General features: G+C 40.1%; 22 protein-coding genes and 1 tRNA gene. 10 read left to right on the forward strand and 13 right to left on the reverse strand.

The features are described 5' to 3' along the window. Positions 1-2: 2 nt before the first annotated feature. Positions 3-902 carry an alpha/beta fold hydrolase gene (locus Q4574_RS11000; RefSeq protein ID WP_303474166.1) on the forward strand — a complete coding sequence of 300 codons (900 nt, stop codon included), beginning with the start codon at positions 3-5 and terminating at the stop codon, positions 900-902. Positions 903-1,053: 151 nt separating this feature from the next. Here the strand turns inward: Q4574_RS11000 and Q4574_RS11005 are convergent, their stop codons facing one another. From Q4574_RS11005 to Q4574_RS11015, 3 genes are all read right to left on the reverse strand, one after another. Continuing rightward, positions 1,054-1,449 carry a DUF3718 domain-containing protein gene (locus Q4574_RS11005; RefSeq protein WP_303474167.1) on the reverse strand — a complete coding sequence of 132 codons (396 nt, stop codon included), beginning with the start codon at positions 1,447-1,449 and terminating at the stop codon, positions 1,054-1,056. A 390-nt stretch (positions 1,450-1,839) separates the two neighbouring features. After that, a complete protein-coding gene (locus Q4574_RS11010) occupies positions 1,840-2,235 on the reverse strand; it encodes a DUF3718 domain-containing protein (protein ID WP_303474168.1) in 396 nt (131 codons plus the stop codon). Positions 2,236-2,494: 259 nt separating this feature from the next. Then, the gene (locus tag Q4574_RS11015; RefSeq protein ID WP_303474169.1) at positions 2,495-3,397 is read right to left on the reverse strand and encodes a LysR family transcriptional regulator; all 903 of its coding nucleotides are present in this window, start codon (positions 3,395-3,397) and stop codon (positions 2,495-2,497) included. A gap of 152 nt (positions 3,398-3,549) precedes the next feature. On the opposite strand from Q4574_RS11015, the gene Q4574_RS11020 reads away from it, so the two are divergent. From Q4574_RS11020 to Q4574_RS11035, 4 genes are all read left to right on the forward strand, one after another. Beyond that, positions 3,550-3,996: a MaoC family dehydratase gene (locus tag Q4574_RS11020; RefSeq protein ID WP_303474170.1), complete on the forward strand. Its 447-nt coding sequence runs from the start codon at positions 3,550-3,552 to the stop codon at positions 3,994-3,996. Positions 3,997-4,230: 234 nt separating this feature from the next. Further along, complete coding sequence (locus tag Q4574_RS11025; protein WP_303474172.1) at positions 4,231-6,927, forward strand: TonB-dependent siderophore receptor; 2,697 nt, start codon at positions 4,231-4,233, stop codon at positions 6,925-6,927. A 154-nt stretch (positions 6,928-7,081) separates the two neighbouring features. Beyond that, positions 7,082-7,384 (forward strand): 4a-hydroxytetrahydrobiopterin dehydratase, encoded by a 303-nt coding sequence (locus tag Q4574_RS11030; protein WP_303474173.1) that lies wholly within the window; start codon positions 7,082-7,084, stop codon positions 7,382-7,384. Between the two features lie 197 nt (positions 7,385-7,581). Next, positions 7,582-7,658 (forward strand) — tRNA-Met (locus Q4574_RS11035). Between the two features lie 212 nt (positions 7,659-7,870). Here Q4574_RS11035 and Q4574_RS11040 read toward each other — a convergent pair. Next, positions 7,871-9,049 carry a recombinase family protein gene (locus tag Q4574_RS11040; protein WP_303474174.1) on the reverse strand — a complete coding sequence of 393 codons (1,179 nt, stop codon included), beginning with the start codon at positions 9,047-9,049 and terminating at the stop codon, positions 7,871-7,873. A gap of 260 nt (positions 9,050-9,309) precedes the next feature. On the opposite strand from Q4574_RS11040, the gene Q4574_RS11045 reads away from it, so the two are divergent. Then, positions 9,310-9,897, forward strand: a complete 588-nt coding sequence (locus Q4574_RS11045) for a hypothetical protein (RefSeq protein WP_303474175.1) — start codon at positions 9,310-9,312, stop codon at positions 9,895-9,897. Between the two features lie 20 nt (positions 9,898-9,917). On the opposite strand, the gene Q4574_RS11050 is transcribed toward Q4574_RS11045, so the two are convergent. From Q4574_RS11050 to Q4574_RS11060, 3 genes are all read right to left on the reverse strand, one after another. Next, positions 9,918-11,402, reverse strand: a complete 1,485-nt coding sequence (locus Q4574_RS11050) for an IS66 family transposase (protein WP_303474176.1) — start codon at positions 11,400-11,402, stop codon at positions 9,918-9,920. A gap of 86 nt (positions 11,403-11,488) precedes the next feature. Continuing rightward, entirely contained in the window at positions 11,489-11,839 is a 351-nt protein-coding gene (gene tnpB / locus Q4574_RS11055) for an IS66 family insertion sequence element accessory protein TnpB (RefSeq protein WP_303474177.1), read from the reverse strand. Next, on the reverse strand, positions 11,836-12,147 hold the full coding sequence (locus Q4574_RS11060; RefSeq protein WP_303474178.1) for a hypothetical protein: 312 nt from the start codon (positions 12,145-12,147) through the stop codon (positions 11,836-11,838). The genes tnpB and Q4574_RS11060 overlap by 4 nt, the downstream gene beginning before the upstream one ends. A gap of 597 nt (positions 12,148-12,744) precedes the next feature. Between Q4574_RS11060 and Q4574_RS11065 the strand changes: the two genes are divergently transcribed. The 4 genes from Q4574_RS11065 (at position 12,745) to Q4574_RS11080 (ending at position 14,726) form a co-directional block, all read left to right on the forward strand. After that, positions 12,745-12,894, forward strand: a complete 150-nt coding sequence (locus Q4574_RS11065; protein WP_303474179.1) for a hypothetical protein — start codon at positions 12,745-12,747, stop codon at positions 12,892-12,894. A gap of 179 nt (positions 12,895-13,073) precedes the next feature. Continuing rightward, complete coding sequence (locus Q4574_RS11070) at positions 13,074-13,382, forward strand: ribonuclease E inhibitor RraB (protein ID WP_303474180.1); 309 nt, start codon at positions 13,074-13,076, stop codon at positions 13,380-13,382. 51 nt (positions 13,383-13,433) lie between these two features. Then, positions 13,434-14,189, forward strand: coding sequence for a hypothetical protein (locus tag Q4574_RS11075; RefSeq protein ID WP_303474181.1), 756 nt, complete (start codon positions 13,434-13,436; stop codon positions 14,187-14,189). A gap of 72 nt (positions 14,190-14,261) precedes the next feature. After that, positions 14,262-14,726, forward strand: coding sequence for a hypothetical protein (locus tag Q4574_RS11080; protein WP_303474182.1), 465 nt, complete (start codon positions 14,262-14,264; stop codon positions 14,724-14,726). Between the two features lie 727 nt (positions 14,727-15,453). Here Q4574_RS11080 and Q4574_RS11085 read toward each other — a convergent pair. The 6 genes from Q4574_RS11085 to Q4574_RS11110 form a co-directional block, all read right to left on the reverse strand. Then, on the reverse strand, positions 15,454-15,681 hold the full coding sequence (locus Q4574_RS11085) for a hypothetical protein (RefSeq protein WP_303474183.1): 228 nt from the start codon (positions 15,679-15,681) through the stop codon (positions 15,454-15,456). A gap of 415 nt (positions 15,682-16,096) precedes the next feature. Then, positions 16,097-16,999 (reverse strand): hypothetical protein, encoded by a 903-nt coding sequence (locus Q4574_RS11090; RefSeq protein WP_303474184.1) that lies wholly within the window; start codon positions 16,997-16,999, stop codon positions 16,097-16,099. A 910-nt stretch (positions 17,000-17,909) separates the two neighbouring features. Further along, positions 17,910-18,515 (reverse strand): hypothetical protein, encoded by a 606-nt coding sequence (locus Q4574_RS11095; RefSeq protein ID WP_303474185.1) that lies wholly within the window; start codon positions 18,513-18,515, stop codon positions 17,910-17,912. Further along, positions 18,508-19,113: a hypothetical protein gene (locus Q4574_RS11100; RefSeq protein WP_303474186.1), complete on the reverse strand. Its 606-nt coding sequence runs from the start codon at positions 19,111-19,113 to the stop codon at positions 18,508-18,510. The genes Q4574_RS11095 and Q4574_RS11100 overlap by 8 nt, the downstream gene beginning before the upstream one ends. Further along, positions 19,110-19,730, reverse strand: a complete 621-nt coding sequence (locus Q4574_RS11105; RefSeq protein WP_303474187.1) for a hypothetical protein — start codon at positions 19,728-19,730, stop codon at positions 19,110-19,112. The genes Q4574_RS11100 and Q4574_RS11105 overlap by 4 nt, the downstream gene beginning before the upstream one ends. A 143-nt stretch (positions 19,731-19,873) precedes the next feature. After that, a complete protein-coding gene (locus Q4574_RS11110) occupies positions 19,874-20,110 on the reverse strand; it encodes a hypothetical protein (RefSeq protein WP_303474188.1) in 237 nt (78 codons plus the stop codon). Positions 20,111-20,315 lie beyond the last annotated feature (205 nt).

Raw genomic sequence — 20,315 nt, forward strand, 5'->3', positions numbered from 1 at the left:
CAATGCAAAGTAAACTCGTTCAAATTGATGACTGCTATATTCATTATGTAGAAATGTGTGATTGTGAATCTCCCAAGGGAACTCTAATATTTTTACACGGTTTCCCAGAAAATTGGCGCACCTGGCACAATCAATTAATGCACTTTTCGAAACGCTATCGTGTAATAGCTCCGGATTTGCCAGGTTATAATCAATCATCGAAACCTGCCGACATGGCGTTTTATCAAATCACCAACTTAATTGAAGTGATGCGTCGATTTGTCACCTTTGTATCGACAGGGCAGCCTGTTTCACTGATTGCCCATGATTGGGGCGGGGCAATAGCTTGGCCACTGGTGGCGTTTCATGCTGATTTGTTTAATCAGTTAGTGATTTTGAACGCAGCTCACCCTAGTACTTTTACCCGTGAAATGGTCGCTAATCAACAGCAACGGGAAAAAAGTGGCTACATTCATCAACTGATTGCGCAAAATGCAATTAAAATCGTATCAGAAGATAACTTTCGGTTCTTAATGGATATGTTCTTAGATGACGATGGTCATTCAGTTTTGACCCCTGAAGAAATTCAAGAATATCAGCACAGCTGGCAAATTTCTGGCGCTTTAAACGCAATGCTTAACTATTATCGCGTTATGCCTCAATTAGCGCCAGCTAATTCCAATGGACACGCAGATGGACCTGTTAAAGATACGCAAAATATGAAAATCCCCAATATTAGAATCAATGTACCCACTTTAGTATTGTGGGGGATGCGTGACTTAGCTTTTGTTCCTGAGATACTAAATGGTTTAAATGATTATGTAACTAGTCTTAAAGTGGTCCAGTTTGAGAACGCAAATCACTGGTTACATCATCAATATCCGCAACAAGTCAATGAGCAGATCCAACGATTTCTAGATTAGTATAGAGAAGATGCCAAGGGTTTTTGTTTGAATGTGTTTAATTGCAGGGGAGACAAACGAAAAACAGCCTCAAAAGAGGCTGTTTCCCGAGGACGTAGGCAGCGCCCTGCCTACTTACCATGTTGAACTGTGTCAGTTCTTAAGTAGCTTCCTAGATTCTTTCTTTTATTACTGCCGAGATAGGCGAGGCATCTAAGCCATTCTCTGCGATCCAAGCCTGCAAGGTTTTGCCGTCGTGCTCAGGAGACGTTAGCTCAGATTTTGGCATTTTTTTCACCATTAGTGTGCCGGTTTTCACTGCATCACTTAACATTGCGGTGCGGATTAGACTGTTTCCGTCACAAGTAACACCAGCATAATAATCTTTTAGTTTCAATCTGTAATCAGACTGCACTTTTTTCATTTTCTTACGAAGCTCACCTTTATCATCGGTTTTTACAATGGTGCAAATGTTTTGCAGGGCATCATTGATGTCGGCTTGGGCAGTACCCGTTAAAAGTAAAGATGTGGCTGCGATGGCGATAGAAGTTTTAACAATTTTCAACATGGTTAAATTCCTCATTAGTTAATAGTTTGGGTTCGTGTTTCGACGGATTTAATTAAATAGGAATCGACACTAATTTAAAATCTCTACCTCGATACTTAGGTATGTCGCGCCATACCAAACAGGTTTAAAGATTGCATATATCATTGAATTTGTTATGTAAATTAATTTTTTAAAGTGCCTAAAATAATGTGTTTGCTAACGATAACCACAGGCTATCTGTTAAGTTGAAGCTCAATATTCTTAAAAACTGCCAAAATTCACGATTAAAAGCTAAGGGGGTAGAGTCCACCGTTCACAACGAAAAACAGCCTCATAAGAGGCTGTTTTCCGAGGATGTAGACAGCGCATGCCTACCTACCATGTTGAACTATTTCAGTTCTATATCATTGATTAGATACGATCTTTGATTACGGCTGAAATCGGTGAAGCATCCAGGCCTTTTTCTGCTATCCAAGCCTGCAGTGTTTTACCATCATTTTCAGGAGAGGTTAAATCAGACTTTGGCATTTTCTTTACTAGCAGTGTGCCTGTTTCAACAGCGTCATTTAACATTGCTGTGCGGATCAAGCTGTTTCCGCCACAAGATACGCCTGCGTAATAGTCTTTTAATTTCAGTCTGTAATCGGATTGGACTTTTTTCATCTTCTTACGAAGTTGACCTTTATCATCGGTTTTGACAATAGTGCAAATGTTTTGCAATGCATCATTGATATTAGCTTGGGCGGTTCCCGTTACTAAAATAGAAGTTGCTGCGATGGCGATCGAAGTTTTAACAATTTTCAACATGGTTAAATTCCTCAGTTATTTAATTTAATCGTTGTGTCTGCGTTTGACGATTAGTATTAAAGACTACTGTTAGAAAAATTAAAATCTAATAGTTGATACTTAGGTATGTGGCTAAATACAGCAAATGGTAAACAACTTTTTCGAGGTATTTAATATGGGGAAGTTGAATTATCAGAATTACCTCACTCCCCAAAAGTTAGGGGAGTAAGATATTGGCTGAGGAACAGCAAGAGTAAATTGGAAAGTTTTAATTAACACCCTAATGATGATTAAATTGACGTGCAACTTCTAAAATTTGTTCTCGCATCCAGATGTGTGCATGATCATGATCCGCACTTACGTGCCAGTATAAGTAATGTTCTACAGGTGGCACATCAAACGGCATTTCATAAAAAGATAAGTCGTAATGCTTAGCTAAATGATAGGGAATACACGCAATTAAGTCGGTTTTCACTATGATACTGGGGATTGTCAAGAAATGTTGGCCACGCAATACTATTTTGCGACGTTTACCAATTTTGTCCAATGCTAATTCTATCGGGCCAGGATCACTACGTCGATGGGATACATTGATTTGACCTAATCTTAAAAATGTTTCTAAATCAATACCATTACGTAAATCAGGGTGGTTTTTCCGCGCCATTACTACAAATCTGTCTTGGGCAAATTGATGTTTGCACAAATGGGGATCTGTGAAGGTCGATGAGTCAGCAAAAAAGTCTAAGCTACCACTTGCCATTGCTGAAACGACTGCACTGCGAGACAGTTCAAAATTGGTTATCGCAATTTTAGGGGCTCTTGTTTGTAAATTCGCTAGAAGTCTGGGCATTAGACTGGCTTCAAAAAGATCACGGGTGGCAAAGTGGAAGGTCTTTTCCGCAGTTTCAGGGTTAAAAGTATGGCTGTCTTGTACACTTTTTCGCAGTAATGACAGCGCATCCCGCGCCGGCCCAATAATATTTTGAGCCACAGGGGTTGGTGTCATACTATGGCCCGTTCGAACAAATAGTGGGTCGTTTAACATATCCCTTAGTCTGGCGAGGGAGTTACTCACCGCAGGTTGGGTAATACACAAAACATCAGCTGCTTTGGTAAGACTACCAGCAGTGTAAATCGCATCAAAAACAGCAAATAAATTCAAGTCAATTCGATTTAAATTCATGTGGTTCCTATATTAAATTGGACATTGCTAAGAAGCATGTTTCATTAGAAATCATGATAGAACATTATACATAACATTCATTTTATTAATAGTAGTTAGGTTGGTAAGATTTAAAAAATTTGTTAATTAATGTAAATAAATAAGGATGATAGATGTCGAAATCATTAATAGATTTAGTGGAAGGTGATGAGTTGGGTCACACTGATTGGATTACCATTGACCAACAAACAATTAATCAATTTGCTGATTCAACCAATGACCACCAATGGATACATGTAGATCAAGCTCGCTGTGAAACAGAAAGCCCGTTTGGGATGACCATTGCCCATGGATTATTGTCCACAGCGTTAATGCCAGACGCATTTTATCATCTCATTGAATTGGATTCTGCTAAACAAACCTTACTAAATTATGGCATCGACAGCCTTCGTTTTTTGGAGCCAGTTCGAGTGAATGATCGCATTAGATATCACGTAAACTTAGAAAATAAAACGACTAAGTCGACTGGGATCCTGTATCGATTTAATACTCAGGTAGAAATTGAAAACCGAGATAAGCCGGCAATGATTGGTAAATTTTTGATGTTATTGATTCAATAGAAATTATTTTACCTACCTAATGACTGGTAGGGCCATATAATTATCAAATGTTCACATATAAATAACATAAAATTTACATAAGGCAAATATGTCCCTAGTATTTGAATGAGGCTGGCAGAAATTGTTAGCTCAAAACAAAAACTAAAAACTATCAAGTGAGAGTGTTGGTTTTATCACATTGCGATTGAATGTTGTTTAGACCGCTGCTACTCACATTGATTTAGGGGACACTCAATGAAAATCAAGACTCGTATCAGCGCGATAGCGGCAATTGTCTCTACGCAATTTTTAGCGATGCCTCAATTGGCTGTTGCACAAGAGCAACAAGCTAATGAAGAAGTAGAACTAATTATGGTCACCGGTAGCTTTGTAAGACGCTCCGAAAATTTTGAATCACCTTCGCCATTAGCGGTAATCGATAGCGTAGCGATAGACGCAATTGGTGCTAAAAATATCGCGGACATCACACAAACTCTAACAATTAACTCAGGTTCTGAAAATAACCCAGATGCTTTTACTCAGAATGCGACTGCAGGTACGTCAAATATCAATTTACGTGGTCTTGGGGTCGCTTCAACATTAGTGCTATTAAATAATCGCCGCCAGGTGGTAAATTCTCAACCAACGAATGAAGGGTTGAACTTCGTTGATACTAGTTCACTGGTGCCGATGATTGCAATAAACCGCATGGAAGTAGTCAAAGACGGAGCTTCAGCACTATACGGATCTGACGCTGTTGCAGGGGTGGTTAATTTCATAACCAAGCGTAATTATGAAGGCGCTATGATGAGCTTTGATTATCAAGATGGTGCCCATGGCGATAACAAAGAATATGTCGTGCAAGGTTTGTGGGGAGCGAACGGCGATAAAGGCAATATTATGGCGGCGGTCAGTTATACCAACCGCTCTCCGTTGTTTATTAGTGACCGTCGCCTAAGTCGTCCTCAAGATGATACCAGTGCCTTAGGTAATCCTGGTTCGTATTTTTTAACTATTCCGGGTGTAGGGACGTTACCCATTATCGACCCTTATGGTTGTGAAGAGTTTGGTGGCTACCCTGATTTGCGTGCACCTAGTGGAACTATACCAGGACTTGAAATAGGTCTTTGTGGATTTGACTTTGGCCCTTATTATTCCTACGTTGCAGATGAATCTAGAACTAATATTTATGCCCAAGGTACTTATCAGCTAACCGACGAAATCATGTGGACAACTGAATTTGGTTACGCTAGAAACCGAGCTGAGCGGGGAGGCGCGCCAAGCTTCCCAATTTTAACCTCACCTATAGTTCCCGCAGATCATCCGCAAAATCCCTTTGGTGCTCCTGTTGCTTTCTTCGGACGTGCAGAGGGTAATGGCTTTGACGGTGATCCTGCACAAACTGAATCAGATACTTTTAGATTTAATACTGCTTTGCAAGGAGAGTTAGACGATGGTTTTTGGGAGGTGAGTTATACCCGCGCCGTCAATGACTTCTTATTTAAAGTACCTGATGTGTTAAATACCGAATTTAACTTAGCGTTAAATGGTTTAGGCGGAAGTCAGTGTAATCCGCTCACTGGGACGCCCGGGGAAGGGGACTGTGAATACTTTAATCCGTTCGCTAATTCTTTCACAACAGCGCCTAACTCTCAGTATGTGGTAGATTCATTTACTGGTGAAGAATCGATTGATTCGAAAGCGGATTTAGAAGTGTTTGAAGGTTTTGCTTCCTTTGAAGCATTTGATTTGGAAGGCGGTGCAGCTGCAGTTGCGTTAGGTATGCAATACAGAGAAGAAAAACTATCTCAAGATTACGATTCTCTGGCTAACCAAGATAGCTTTACTTTTGTTATTGGTAACCCTGATTTTGAAGGCTCATTAGATGTTTGGGCTGTATTTGGCGAATTGGCATTACCAGTTAGTGAAAACCTCGATATTCAAATCGCATTGCGCTACGAAGATTACGGCGGTTCTGTAGGGGATACGTTAGATCCAAAACTCGCTTTTTCTTATCGAGCAAGTGAGATGTTGTCGATACGCGGATCTATCTCAACATCGTTTAGAGCGCCAACGGTATTCTTACGTAATGGTGGTGCGACCTCGTTACAACAGTTGATCGATCCGGTACAAGAAGCACAGGCATTTGCTGCTGTGCGCACCACGGGGAATGAAGATCTTACTCCCGAAGAATCAACAGCCTATAATTTGGGTGTATCTTTTGAACCTATTGATGACTTATCTATTGAGATAGATTATTGGAGTTTCGAGTTTGATAATCTAATTATTCAAGAGAACGCACAAGCAGTTCTCAATGCTGATCCCTCTAATCCTGACAGAGTTGTTCGTGCTGGAGACCCTCTCACTGGTCCAGTTTTACAGGTTAACAATACTTATGTTAATGCGAGTTCTTTGGAAACTGCTGGATTAGACTTTGTAAGCAGTTATAAAATAGAAACAGAAAATGCGGGTACCTTTACGCCTTCAATAAATGCAACTTATATTACTAAGTATGACCTGAATGACCCTCAAGCGGGTGAAATTGATGGTGCAGGCAGACGTAACTTTAATAATATCGGGGTATCTTCCCCCGAGTTGCGCATGAACTTAGGACTAAATTGGAATACTGGCGTTCACGCGGCTAATGTATTTGTTCGTTACATTAGTGGCTATGACGATGACCAAAACTGCAGCGATGGCACCTTAGCTACTGGCGGCGTATGTGCTACTAATAGTTTTTATGAAGTTGATAGTCATGTCACCGTTGATGCTCAATACAACCTCGATTTGGGAACAATGTTGGAGTCTGATATGAGTTACGTTCTATCAATAGGTGGTATTAACTTAATGGACGAAGAGCCCCCTCAATTGTTTACCAATAGTGGCTTCGACTCTAAAGTACATGATCCACGTGGTCGGCAAATCTATGCTAGATTAGCAATCGAGTTCTAGATTTTACTATGTCCAATAGAAATCCCCGACTTAGTTCGGGGATTTTTGTAAATAACCCCTTCCATAAAATCTTGATACTTTTTTTGTGGATCTCTTTCAATTTTTGTGGTTTTTTTCAACACTGGTACTTCACACTTAATAAGGACACGTAAGCATGGCTGAAAAATTTACACAGCAACAAATCCTAGACGCACTTTTAGATCTTAATGATGGTAAAAGCGAAGAACAAAAGTGGCAGGTAAATGGCAATAAACTAATCAAGACATTTAAGTTTAAAAGTTTTGTTCGTGCTTTTGGTTGGATGTCACAAGTTGCGATTTGGGCTGAGAAATTAAATCATCATCCTGAATGGTTCAATGTTTACAACAAGGTAGACGTTGAATTAACCACCCATGATGTTGGCGGACTCAGTGAATTAGATTTTAAACTTGCAGAAAAAATGGATTTATTTCATTAATAGGCACTTATCAAAGCCCCGCAATCGTACGTAAAATAAGCGTTGAGTGGTATTTTTGACCTATTGGTCAGTTATATTAAACTTTTATTGCAATAATTTGCATATCCCTCTTGCGCGGCCTCAATGGCTATGTATAATACGCTCCACTTGAGAGGGAAGAGAGTTAATTCACTCCTCCAATCAACACCAGTTTCAAGCGCGGGATGGAGCAGTCTGGTAGCTCGTCGGGCTCATAACCCGAAGGTCGTAGGTTCAAATCCTGCTCCCGCAACCACATGGTTCGACTTGCCTGTTTGGGCAAGTCGATTCTTATCAGGCAGCAAGCCACTCAAGTTTATAAACAAATCCGCATTTACTTTCCCTCGATGACCGTAAACAACTATTTTTTCTACTAAATTGCGCATATATTCGAATGCTTCTGTGCCAAAAGACCCTGCTGACAACGAGTCAATCATGTTGCTAAATTTAGTTGTTATTAAATTTTGATCAATACTTGTGTTTTTCTGCCTTATTTGTCGCATTTTTAAGTTGGGTCATGTAACTATTATATTCTTTCACAAATAAATTCATTGACTCGTCGGTATTCAATTCATTCTTTACTATATCGATAACCGTTGTTTCCAGAATGTCTTTTTTGACTGTTATTGCGCTTGAACATGTGCCTTTATTTTTCGCACGGCTACAGCCATAGCGCTCTTTATTTATCAATGTAAAAGAACTTCCACATTGTTCACAGATTATTAGTTGACTAAGCAGATGTCTTGGGCGCATCACTGGTTTTGCATTGCTGGATTTAACGCTAAGTTGCTTTTGCTTTAGCTTTGCAGCTTCCCAAACTTCCTTATCCACGATTTGTAAAGTAGGAACTTCAGTTATTACCCATTCTGATTCTGGATTGGGACGTTGCAGGCGTTTACCTGTAGTGGGATGTTTGACATAAGTCGCTCGGTTCCAAATAAGCCTTCCAATGTATAACTCATTATTCAGTATTCCAGTGCCACGTCTACGATTTCCTTGAATCGTTGAGCACCCCCATTCTGAACCGGAGGGGCAGGGTATACCTTCGCGGTTTAATTCTGCAGCTATCGTTTTAGGCGATTTATTTTCAGTTATATAGCTGTTGAATATTCGATTAACTATTTCTGCTTGTTGATGATTAATTTCACGTTCGCCTCTAACAGGCTCCCCATTACTATCAAATTGCTTAACGACATTGTATCCGTAAGTTTTGCCTCCCCCTGATTTGCCTTTTTCAACTTTGCCCTTTAAACCTCTTTTAGTTTTTCTTGCAAGTTCTTCCAAAAACATAGCGTTCATAGTCCCTTTAAGACCGATATGCATTGAAGTGATTTCACCCTCAGAAAGGGTAATTATCTTTATGCCACTAAAACTTAATTGTTTAAATATATTAGCAATGTCTGCTTGATCTCTGCTTAGTCTGTCTAATGCTTCACATATTACGATATCGAAGTCTTTTGAGCAGTTTAGAAGCGCATTAATCCCAGCGCGATTCAGCGAAGAACCAGATTCAGCTGCGTCTGTGAAATGTCTCACAATATTAAACTTGTGACTTTTAGCAAAGTCCGTACAGATAGCTATTTGATCATCGATAGACGATAGTTTTTGTAAATCGCTTGAGTAACGTGCGTAAACTACTGCTCTCATTTCATATTCTCTTGTTGATTGAAGTCCTCACTCGCTAATTGTCTAGCTAAAGATTTTACTAGTTTCACCACCGTCATATTTGTCTCACCGTAAAAATTTATCGTCGTTTCAAGACCAATTTTCATACTGCTTCACCCTTTCTTTAAACTTGTAGTCGTTCGTTGAAAGCTAATTTAAATGAATTTTTGAAATGACCTATTCGTGTTTTAGTATTATTATTCCAGACATTAATGATTGAGTTTAAGTAAGCAACACTAATTTTGAGCAGCGTTAAAAAAACTTATATTTCTGAGAGAAGTTGTCCCAAATGTAATGGGGTAGAACGCTATAATAAGTGGAATAATTGTGTTGTCTGTCAGAAAGAAAATCAGAGGAAAAATTATGCAGAAAAACGTCAGGAAAATAATAGGGTAAAAAATAATGAAGCGTTAGAGCGTGCTAAATTACATGGTACTACTAGATATATTAATCTTGATGCATGCAAAACGTGTGGAGCTTATGAGAGGTTTACAAAAAATCGAGCTTGTACTCAGTGTGTAATTAATAAAATCAACACTGCACGACAATTAAGAAAAGAAATTAAAACTCTAAAGGTTAGATGTAACATTGAAACATATTTACAGAAGAATAAAGCACTCGATTTATATGCCAAAATGCGACTTTCCACTTTTTCTAAAAAAGAGTGGATGAAACACGAGATTGATAAAACCCCCGATCTGAAAACATTGATTTTTAAAGTTTGTAATGGTCACTATGATGCCGAATATAGAGACTTTTTTAACGAATCATATAAACTCAAAGAATATGATCTGTTGTTAAAACAACTAGAACAAACCCGCGCAAGATAGTAAGCGTCCGCCGATCCCATCTAGCGTTTAGCAAATTCCCATGGTAGCAATTGCTCGATATCGTAATGTGGCTGGCTGACCTGTTCTAGTAAGTACATCAGGTAGTCGAATGGCGTGATGCCGTTGGCTTTAGCTGTTTCGATTACGCTGTAAAGCGTGGCACTGGCTTTTGCACCCTTGGCCGTGTTGCTAAATAACCAATTTTTTCTTCCAATAACAAAGGGTTTTATTGCTCGTTCTGCACGGTTATTGTCGATGTTGAGATTGCCATCATCAATATACCGAATGAGCTTAGGCCATTGATTGAGGCTATAAGTGATGGCTTTGCCTAATGCCGTTTTGGGCGGAACGTTATCGATGGACTTATCCAACCAGACTTTGAATTGGTTTAGCAGTGGCAAGGACTGCTGTTGTCTGATCCGCTGTTTTTCATCTGCTGATTTATCCTTAATCTGGGTGTCAATCCGGTATAGCTTCTGAATATGATTCAGCGCCCAGTTGGCTTTACCCACTTTGCCTTTTGGTTGAGCAATTTCAGCTTCTTTGAATTTACGTCTGGCGTGTGCCCAACATCCGACAAGGGTAGCCTGAGTTTGCTCATAGCCAACATAGCCATCCACGTGCAGATAACCCGAATACCCTTCCAGATAATTCACCGCGCAACGTCCAGCACGACTATTTTGATAATCGTATAGGACGATATTAGGTATGGTGCTGTCTTGGGACGAGTCTGTACCCGTGCAATACAGCCACATATAGCAGGTCGATTTATCTTCTTTGATAACCTTTAACGTGGTTTCATCCGCCTGAATCACCGATTGTTGCAGCATCAGTTCATGCCATCGTTCAACCAGAGGTTCGAGTAATCTGGCACACTTGATTATCCATTCCGCCATCGTTTGTCGACTCAGTTCGATCCCATATTGTTTGAACATCGCTTCTTGTCGGTAAAGCGGTAAACCATATTGGTATTTGCTGGTCACAATCTGACTTAGCAAGCTCGGTGTCGCATAGCCTTTGGGGATAACTGAATTCGGTACAGGCGCTTGTTTGATGGTGTTGCTGATACCGTCTTTTTCACACGCTCTGCATGCGTACTTAGGGCGAACATGCTCAATCACTTTAACCTGAGCAGGAATGAATTCTAGCTTCTCAGCGGTATCTTCGCCTATCTTGTGCAGTTCACCCTTGCAGCAGTCACACACCTTATCTTCATCCGCGATATCGTGGATAACCACTTCCCGAGGCAAGTCTTTAGGCAGTGGTTTGCGCTTAGGTTTGTTGCGCGTGTACTCAATGGTTTCTTGTTCAGGGACGACAGATTCATCAATCTCTTCGGCTTCATTAAACAACTCACCTTGACCAGGATGGCCTTCACTGCCGGCTCCAAATTGCGTTTGCTGGGCAAGCCGGAATTGCTCTTCTAGAAAAGCAATCTTGGCGTCTTTTTCAGCCAGTAGTGATTCTAATTCAGCAACGCGTTGCAGTAATTGGGTATCAGTCATATCGCTATTTTACTAAATAACACCCTGATATAATTGACTTATTTTAGACCATTTGGTGATCGTTAATCGCTGCTTATGATCTGTGGTTATAAGCTGACAGATTGATACTGCAACGGCCTGTGACCGATGATGTCATAACCACCAAGTAACCAATTAAGTTGTTGCTCAGACAGGACTAATCGGCTTAACTGGTCATTCGTGGGCCATTTAAAACGTTGTTTCTCCAAACGCTTATACCAAAGTGCGAAGCCCGTTTTATACCAATACAGTATCTTCAACTTATCCCGTTTCTTGTTGCTGAAGATAAACAGGGCATCCATGAATGGCGACAACTCAAGTTGCTGCTCAACCACAATAATTAAGCCATTAATCGATTTACGGAAATCTACTGCATCAAGGTATAGATAGATATCAGAAGGATCAACAAACATCTTCATAAGGCTAAGGCTTTCATAACATCGGCCAGCCATTTAGCTTCAACAGCTTGCCCCACATTTAAGGTTACGCCATGATAAACAACCGTCAGCGTTGGTGATGTAGATACTGGTTTTGGTTTGGGTCTAACGACTTTAACTAACTTGCCTGTTGAACGTGCTGGCCTTTTTTCAATATCGCTTTTACGTGCTGAAAAGGTTTTAAGATGAATATTGTGCTTTGCACAATATTCACGAGCAGTAACGCCACTTGATTCGTGGTCTACAAATATCGCTTTCCATTGTTCTTTCGTTCGACGCTCTCTGCGCATAATGTCTCCGACTGAAAATCAAAAAGACATTGTGCAAGATTAAACATCTAATGGAGAGGCGGCCTTTGCTAGACGCTTACAAAAGTCCAGAATAGGTTATGAGCCGCTACAGCAAATCATAAATGTTTTAAACCGCATTCTACAAAAGAGGCAATTGGCCTACAGGTCAGTATTTATTGCACTTAAGGCAAGATTCAAACTTGTTGTTACTATGCATGCATAGTAATTACGTTACTATATTTGCCATTTCACTCTAGAGCATTGTTTTTAAATAACTTTCGTGATACAGATGGGCGGTGTTACTATGCGCTCATAGTAAATACATAAAAATTGTAGAAATTATCATTGAGAAAATAGTAAGCTATTGAAATTGAATAAGTATGAAGGCTTTGTGAAATGAACTTATCTCGCAGTTACAATGCGGTCTTCATAATAAGTTGTTATGTGACAAGAATTTTCGACCTTAACTGGTCGAATACCATCCAGTCGGGTTACTGCCACCGAGCGACTGGGCTTAAATCTAAACTGGCAGTAAAGTCTGGACAGCTTCTTCCCGGCTCAAAATGAGACTAAGAGGCAACGTTAGAGGAAATGCCTATGGCAAAATCATCTTTAGCGGGTTCAGCAAGCTTGCATCTACGGTTGGGTGCATTCGGTGGTTTGTACGCTGTTTTATCGGTTACATTTACCCCATTTGTTGCGTTCGCGCTTACACTGATGGCATCGTTTGTACTAGCTAAGCTGTGAGTTTAGGTGTGTATTCAGTACGGCTGGCACACCGCCTTCTAATAAAAGCATTTATTCTCGTAGGAGGCTGCGTGTCACATAACAAAGTGCTTAAGACGTTCACTGGGACAATTACGTTGCGCGGCTTCGCCATTTTCGCGCAACATAATTGCCCCTTAGCTCAAAGTTATGTTTCTTAAATGATCGAAAAAAAATTAAAAATGCTCTCTGAGTCGGGCATCGATTTATCGGGTCTAAAGCTTTTAGAATTTGAATTTGTTGTAGCTTCTAAAATCTGTTTAGATAAATTGTTTAAACAACTTAACGTGCAAGATGGCAGCGCAACTTTGATAAAAGGGAAATCACAAAGCGGTGGATATACTCTCAAGCTTAGAATGGAAATTTATTGCAATCCTAAACACATTAGTGAGTGGGTATGTTTTTTTGTGAATATCGGAAGTGAATTTAATGCTATTTTGGAAAACTGGCGGATTGTCGTCAAAACATAAAAATTAATATGCGGTTCTTTGGGTACGCATCATTTAACTGTTAGAGTCCATATGCATTTATTCTTTTTTGAAGATAATGATCAACATCACCCAGTAGATGAGTCAGGCTTTAATAAGTTTGGTATTGTATTAAAAGAAAATATAGTTTGCTTCCTTAGCAAGAAAACAGTGGCTTATAGACCAATTAGCGAGCTTACCAGATTTCCGCACGAGTTTCGGCGTATAGAAACGGATATAAGCGAGCAAAGTATTGAAACCTTTTTTTTAGAAAATCACCAATCTCCAGATTTATTTCATCGCGGTTTCAGTGCAATACATAAAGGAGAATCTGATTATTTTAATAACCCTATAAAACTCCCAGTACTGGAAAGTAAAAGCTTACTTGAAAAGAATGACAAGTGGCCAATTCTTTGCAACTCAATTCAAGCTGGAGATTGGTTATGTACTTTTCAATCAAAGAGTTTTATGAGCAAAATCATATCCGCTGTCGACACAGGACCTTGGAGTCATGTTGCAATATGCTCAGGTAACGACACAATAATAGAGGCTACCACAGAAGGTTGTGTTGAACGCCCCTTAACTGTTTACGAAGGCAAATATATTCATGTTGGACTTTATAGAGGCAATTTAACTGAGCAAGAAAAGAACGAGAGCGTTCTTAGAGCGCGAAGCACAATAGGCAGCAAGTATAATTACAAAGGAGCTTTCATAGCTGGTATGCAAAAATTTCTAGATAAGCCACGATATGCTCCGACACCAGCAGACCTTATCATTTTTTCAAACGTTACATTGGTAACTTATGTGTAGAGACTCTAACAAACAAATAATGGCAGACGCGCAAACAGCGCGCGCCGCATATTCGAAGCGTTAGTTCCCTTTATGATGTTTTTAATACCATATAATGAATTCACTGTAAAAACAGATAGAACAGCCCTAGATGTTTTGTCAGATATTAATAATCGAACGTCTAAATTTGGTGCGACCTTTTTAGGTTTTGAACCAGTAAGAGAGTTTAGAGGTGTAGTTACGGAAAATAGTTTTAAGATAGAAAAACGATTGGATTATCACAATAGTTTCAATCCACAAATTGAAGGTCATATAAAAGAATCTGAAGGAATCACAACTCTATCTGTTGTCTTGAGACTAAAAGAATTAGTTGAAGCATTTCTATTTTGTTGGATAGCAGTCTTAACAATTGTTTGCATCGGACTGTACTTAGCAAATTCATTCCAATTCGAATTGATAGGATTCCTTTTGTTTGCGCCTTTAATTGCTGTGTTAGGTTTTTCTAGAGAAGCTTCTAAAGTTAAAGCTAGACTGATTGAGTTGGTAGAAAGTAGCTAACACATATGAATCTTCTTCCGTCAAATAAACAACAGGACCTTTTTTAGCTGCCGCTTGGCAGCTAAGTTGTATTCATCAATCAGCCAAACAATCTACTTCGCTCTGTCATCGCGGCCGTTAAAATTGTTTATGGCAAACACATATAGAGGCTCTCTTATTGTGATCTAATCACTGCCTAACTCTGTCATTCCTTTTGTTGGTCAGGGGCACTAGACATTCATCGGTTAACTTTACGAAGGCGCTATTCAAGTCAGATACAACACAACCCCTGATAAATGAACGGGTGCCGCCTGAGCTATTCGCGAGTGCAAATACGAGGTGAATGGCATCAATATGGATTTCTGGTTACCACGTTCTTTGTACTCTGGTTCATCAATATTCATATTGTTGAAACGCTTCACTGTATTTCTAGAAATCCCTAATTCTCTTGCTATCTTCCTTTGTGATCATGGGCGCCCCTCAAAGGACACCTAGTTTGGTACAAATGGATCAGAATTCAATTGATCAAGTGGCTCAGTTCTACATTGTGGTTAACACGAAAAGAAAAATACCCCAATAGCGCTCAAGGAAAATTGAATAATTTGACTATTCGGGGCAAAGTAGTGAGTATTAAAAATTACTGCATATTGTGGAAAGACACGATTGAAATAAAACGGGGCGGAACTAATAAAAATATAGTTTACCTGTTAAAAAACGCTCTAAAAGAGCGTTTAAAGTAACCGAGTTATCAGTTTTTGCATTCCAAATACATTATTTTGAACACAATTTCGAATATCATACCGACCAACGCCAAAGCTAACATCTGATATTCTGACAATGGAAAGCCATCCCTTAGCTGGACTCCAAAAATCACATTTAAAACAAATAGTGCAACCATCGTCATTTTTAACACGCTAAAAAGAGCACTTGAAAATAGTAGCAATGGTTTAACGTAAGTTTCTCGTGTTGTTTTCATGCAGTTTTCTCCTATTTTGACCTCTGCATAAATAACTAGGTTTACCTATAGAAAATTTTGAGTACTTGAATGGACTTCTTTTTCTTATTTAATAAACTTACAACGCAACTACCGGCTTTCTGTATGGGTAATAAATTAACATGAATAAAATTTATCCCTCCCTCACAAATCTCCCACTCGTGTGACTAAATACACATAACGGGACGCAACCAACTGCGCTCGGTTAGTCGACACACTTATAATGGCTTATTCGATGTCCTACCATTGAGAAAATGTTTAGTGAGTGAATGAAAGTAGGAATAATTCACTGGCGGTGGAACCAACAAAAATGTTTGTGAAGCCACATGTCGGCCCCGTGAGGCGCCATCCTCATGGAATAAGTCGGGCACGCAGTTAAAGCGTGCCCGATTTGCTTTTAATAGAAAATCTTTGTGAGCTCATCACAATACTTAGTTCGAAAGATAATGGAGCGTCTAAGCAGATCTGCATCGGCTTGTGTCAAAATCGGCTGTCTGGTTTTCTTATCTTTTATCTGAGGTAACTCAACGAATAACTGCTCATGCAGTCGCTTGATGTCCGCAAAGATGTCTTCGGACTGGGTAACTAAAAATACCTTGTCGTAGATACCGGCGCGGAGTGCGGCTACATATTTACGTAAAATGGTGCTTCTCTGGGCCTTATTTTTAAACGAGTTTTCGACCTCTAAGGCGATAGTGGAGGTACCTGTGTCGGTGACTTCTAATAGCAGTCCATCCACGATGCGCGAGTCGGTATTTTTAAACAGTCGTTTACATTCTTTTTCTGTCACCATACCTCTGTAAGCATAGTAGCCCTGGTCGTGGCGTGCTGCTTCGCGCATCATCGTGAGCAAAACATGGGAGTTCATGAGGTCGTGCATCACGGTGTTTAAGTTCACACCCCGCTCGGGAGGGGTAATGCGACGAAAATACACCGGTATACCCGTTAACTCTTCCGCATATTTAGCGCCACTGGCGTCACAAATATAAATACAACCGTCAACTGAACGATGCGTGTTAACCATGATTAATAAACCTTGCTTTACAAGCTTGTTTAAATGCTCCAATGCTTGTCGATGTGAAATACGATAAAGGTGACTCACAACAGACGGCGAGGTTAATCCAAACCGTGCCACAATGAGCGTGGTCATCGCTTGCCTGGCCCGCCCAATCTCATTGTTTGATTGCATTGGCTGATAGCGCATATCGATATTAAAGTAGCGGCCCATGGCGGTAAGCCAGTAGGTTTTGTTGTTGGTATCATTTTGGGTATGCCCTTTTGGGGTGTTTATCGTATTCATGCTTATCCTTTGTTTGATTATTAATGGTTAATCAAACATAGGTATACGAAGGGCAAAATTGACGCCCATTGACATCAGGCTGTCTGTCGTTTTTCATCTCGTGATGCTGTGCCAGCGCTCACGACACGAATAACGTCACAAAATCACAAGCGATAAACACTCTAGAGCGTCATACAGCGTGCTTCGCATACTGCATGAATGCCTTGAAACGCCAGCCCACTCTGATATTACATCCGTAATGAGTGGGCTTTACGCTCGTTCCTCGCTAGCGTCTCAAGTCAAACTGGCCCTGTCCTCGCGCTGCTCGTACTGAAGGCAAATACGCCATGCGGCAAAGACGTTTTTCAAACTGTCTTTTTCAGCTAGCGCTGACGCCATTTTTCTGTCAAAAAAATGTGGGGTTGCCTGTCTGTTGTGCCAACATCCAAGCCAATTTTTGCTGATGCAAAAACGTATTTTCCTTCAGTCCGAACACTTTCGGACAGGGCCAGGCTACGCACGCCACAAACCTTGTTTGCTGCTTGCTTCGCTGTTTATTGGTTTGCGTTGCAAACGCCTTTTGGCAGCTTGTCATGCTGACAAGTGCAAGCTGCTTATCAGCAAAAAAACAAAGCATAATCTGTTTTTTTTGAAGTTGGACAAAGATGTTAAATTGACGCTCGCTTTGACACTAAAGCAGCAGACATTAGGCCAATGTCTGCTGCTTTAAAAAGCCAGTACAAATCAGCCGTCCATGTTCGATTGCTGTAAACCAAACCCTTTTAAACGGCTGATATGCCCGACGATTCACTTATAGGAGAAATCCCAATATGATTTGATGTAGATAGCAATCGAACATGGAACTCCCTTTACGGGGAAGCAAAGTGCTGCCAAACTGAGTTTGGTCGGCGCTTTGTTTTTGCTTACACCTTTACCAGTCATCATCGAATGAACTGAAGCTTGAATCATCCCAAAGATTGTTGTCGTCGAAAGTATCAGAGATTGAATCAAACCCGATATCATCAATGTGATTATCCGAACTTGAATCATGCAAGTCTGTACCATAGGGATTACCACTGGTATCCACTCCGCCGATACCACCAATCATAAATTCACCGGTCGCAGGATTAACTGTTGTTTCTTCAAAGGATGATGCCATGTCAGATAGTATTAGGTCGTCGCCAGCAAATAAAATGCTTGATGCTGTCACAGTAGTCATATCCTGAAACATTTGTGAGCTAGAGTAACCATCACTTCGGGACGCTTTAAAGCGACGTTGTTTTCGGACTGCTACATTTTCCAAACATTGCCTACGTTTTTCTTTTCGTAAATTTTCATAAAACATCGCAGGAGAAATATAAGGTACAGGTTTAACCTCCCGTATTTTGGGTGGATCTTCAAACGTTATCATTGCGTAGAAGAAAAAAATAAACGCCCCCAAAAACACATGAAATCCAATCGTTACAATATCGTGCATAATTAAAGCGAAGGAGACAATAAGTACGATAATCGACGCGATGACTTTTATCTTATTCATCATCATTCCTTTTTATTTCTATGCTGTTCAGCGGTTGACAGAAGGTATTAGGTAATCGTTTTCCATTGCGCTTTTTGATTTGCTGAGGAAGTAGAAGATTTATTAAATTAGAGTTATTTAGTTGTCGAAACAGCTCAGATTTAAATCGGCTTTTATCTTTACTTTCTGTTTCACCGCCAAGGTAACCACCTAGCACTTTGTGGTGTGGATTCATTTCTAACTTCAGCGCGATTTCATCCGCGTCATTTCCCAGGAGCAGTCGAAGCTTGCTGCTATCACAGTGCTGTTTGTAAAATTGGTATGCTTGAAAGTCGTTTTTGAAATCAATATCTAGTTTGCCTGTCAGCAATGTGGCTAATTTAGCTGCCTTAATTAACCCCAAAGGCTTTGCATTACTGCGATGATGGGGGACATCCGTAGATAACCACGATATGAGATAGACGGTCTCTTTAATTGGCAAGTACAAAGTGGCTATGCATTCGGCTTTGTCCTTTTCTGCGTAGTGAATAGCCACTTTAATTCGTTTCCGACCCAGCGAGTCAGGATACTTGGTTGCGGGTAGATGCACAGTGATAGCGTGAATAGATAAATCATTCATGCGCGACCTCCTGAGCTATTTAGCAAACAAAAAGTTGGGGAGCGCCATAATTCAGTATCGTGTAACAGCCGCAATACTTCCCAGCCGGATAATACAAATATATCGTGACTCTTCGATAATGAGCGATGTTGATTTGCAACACCGCCTAGGCTGATATAAATCGCGGCATCACAATTTTGCTCCTCTCGTGTTTCACCCAGCTCTACTATGGAGTGTTGTTGCCAAGTTTCATCATTTGTCCCTGTTAATTTTGTTGGGTTTGCTATCCACAAAATAGCCCTAGCACCGCTTCTTGATATGAGGTGGTTTCGTTCACAAAGTGACGTAACCTTGTAACCGATTTGTGCTATAGCTTGGAGTATTAACGCTCTAAAATCTGCTCCTGCTAGCATAGCGGTGATCAGCGCTGATTGTTCTTGCCACAACGCGCGTTGTATTGTTCCTTCAGAGCAATTTTCATTGTTGAGATATCGTGCGTGTTGGTTGATATTGGCGCGTTTAGATAAATCAATCAGTGGTTTTGTCACCCGTAGAAAGGGTGAGTAAGCGTTTAGAGCAGGGCGGTTATGTGTAAATAACGATTGAATAAAGGTAGTAATGTGTTGTGTGCCTAACATGTCGTTTCCTTGTTAATTTCTTGGAGGCACATAAGTACATTAATGAAATAAAACGCGATTGCAAAGATTTTATTTAATCAATTTTGCCCGATAAAAAGATCGTAAGAATCGGATGTTTAATCTCGCAGATTAGTTAAATAGGGCTAATTTTTATCGGGAATTAACGCTACCAAATCATCTGGTCGCCAGTGATGATTAAGCAGCGTCACAATAGCAATTAACATTGTTGGACAAAAGAAACCGCGTTCACGACGCAGCAGTTTTATGCTTTTTTCAATGTTTGACAATTGCTCGCTATCAAACTCAGAAAGCTCAAACCCGTGAAGTACAAGTAGCTTTTCTACTTCCCTAAATCTCGGGTACTGCAAAATATTACTCATGCCAATCCTTTTCACTTTTCACTATTTATTAAGAGACTAATGCTTCAATGGGAAATGGGGGATTTTGGAAGTTTCCAAAACCTGTTTTAAGTCTGTTGCTATGTAATAGTTAACGTTAGGAAAATCTATAAAGTAATTAAAAAGGAAGGGCAAGATGACAGCATCAAAAAATAAACTAAGTAGTTTTTTTGCAGGAGCAATATTG

It is taken from the genome of Aliiglaciecola sp. 3_MG-2023 (assembly GCF_030548205.1).
Lineage (GTDB): Bacteria > Pseudomonadota > Gammaproteobacteria > Enterobacterales > Alteromonadaceae > Aliiglaciecola.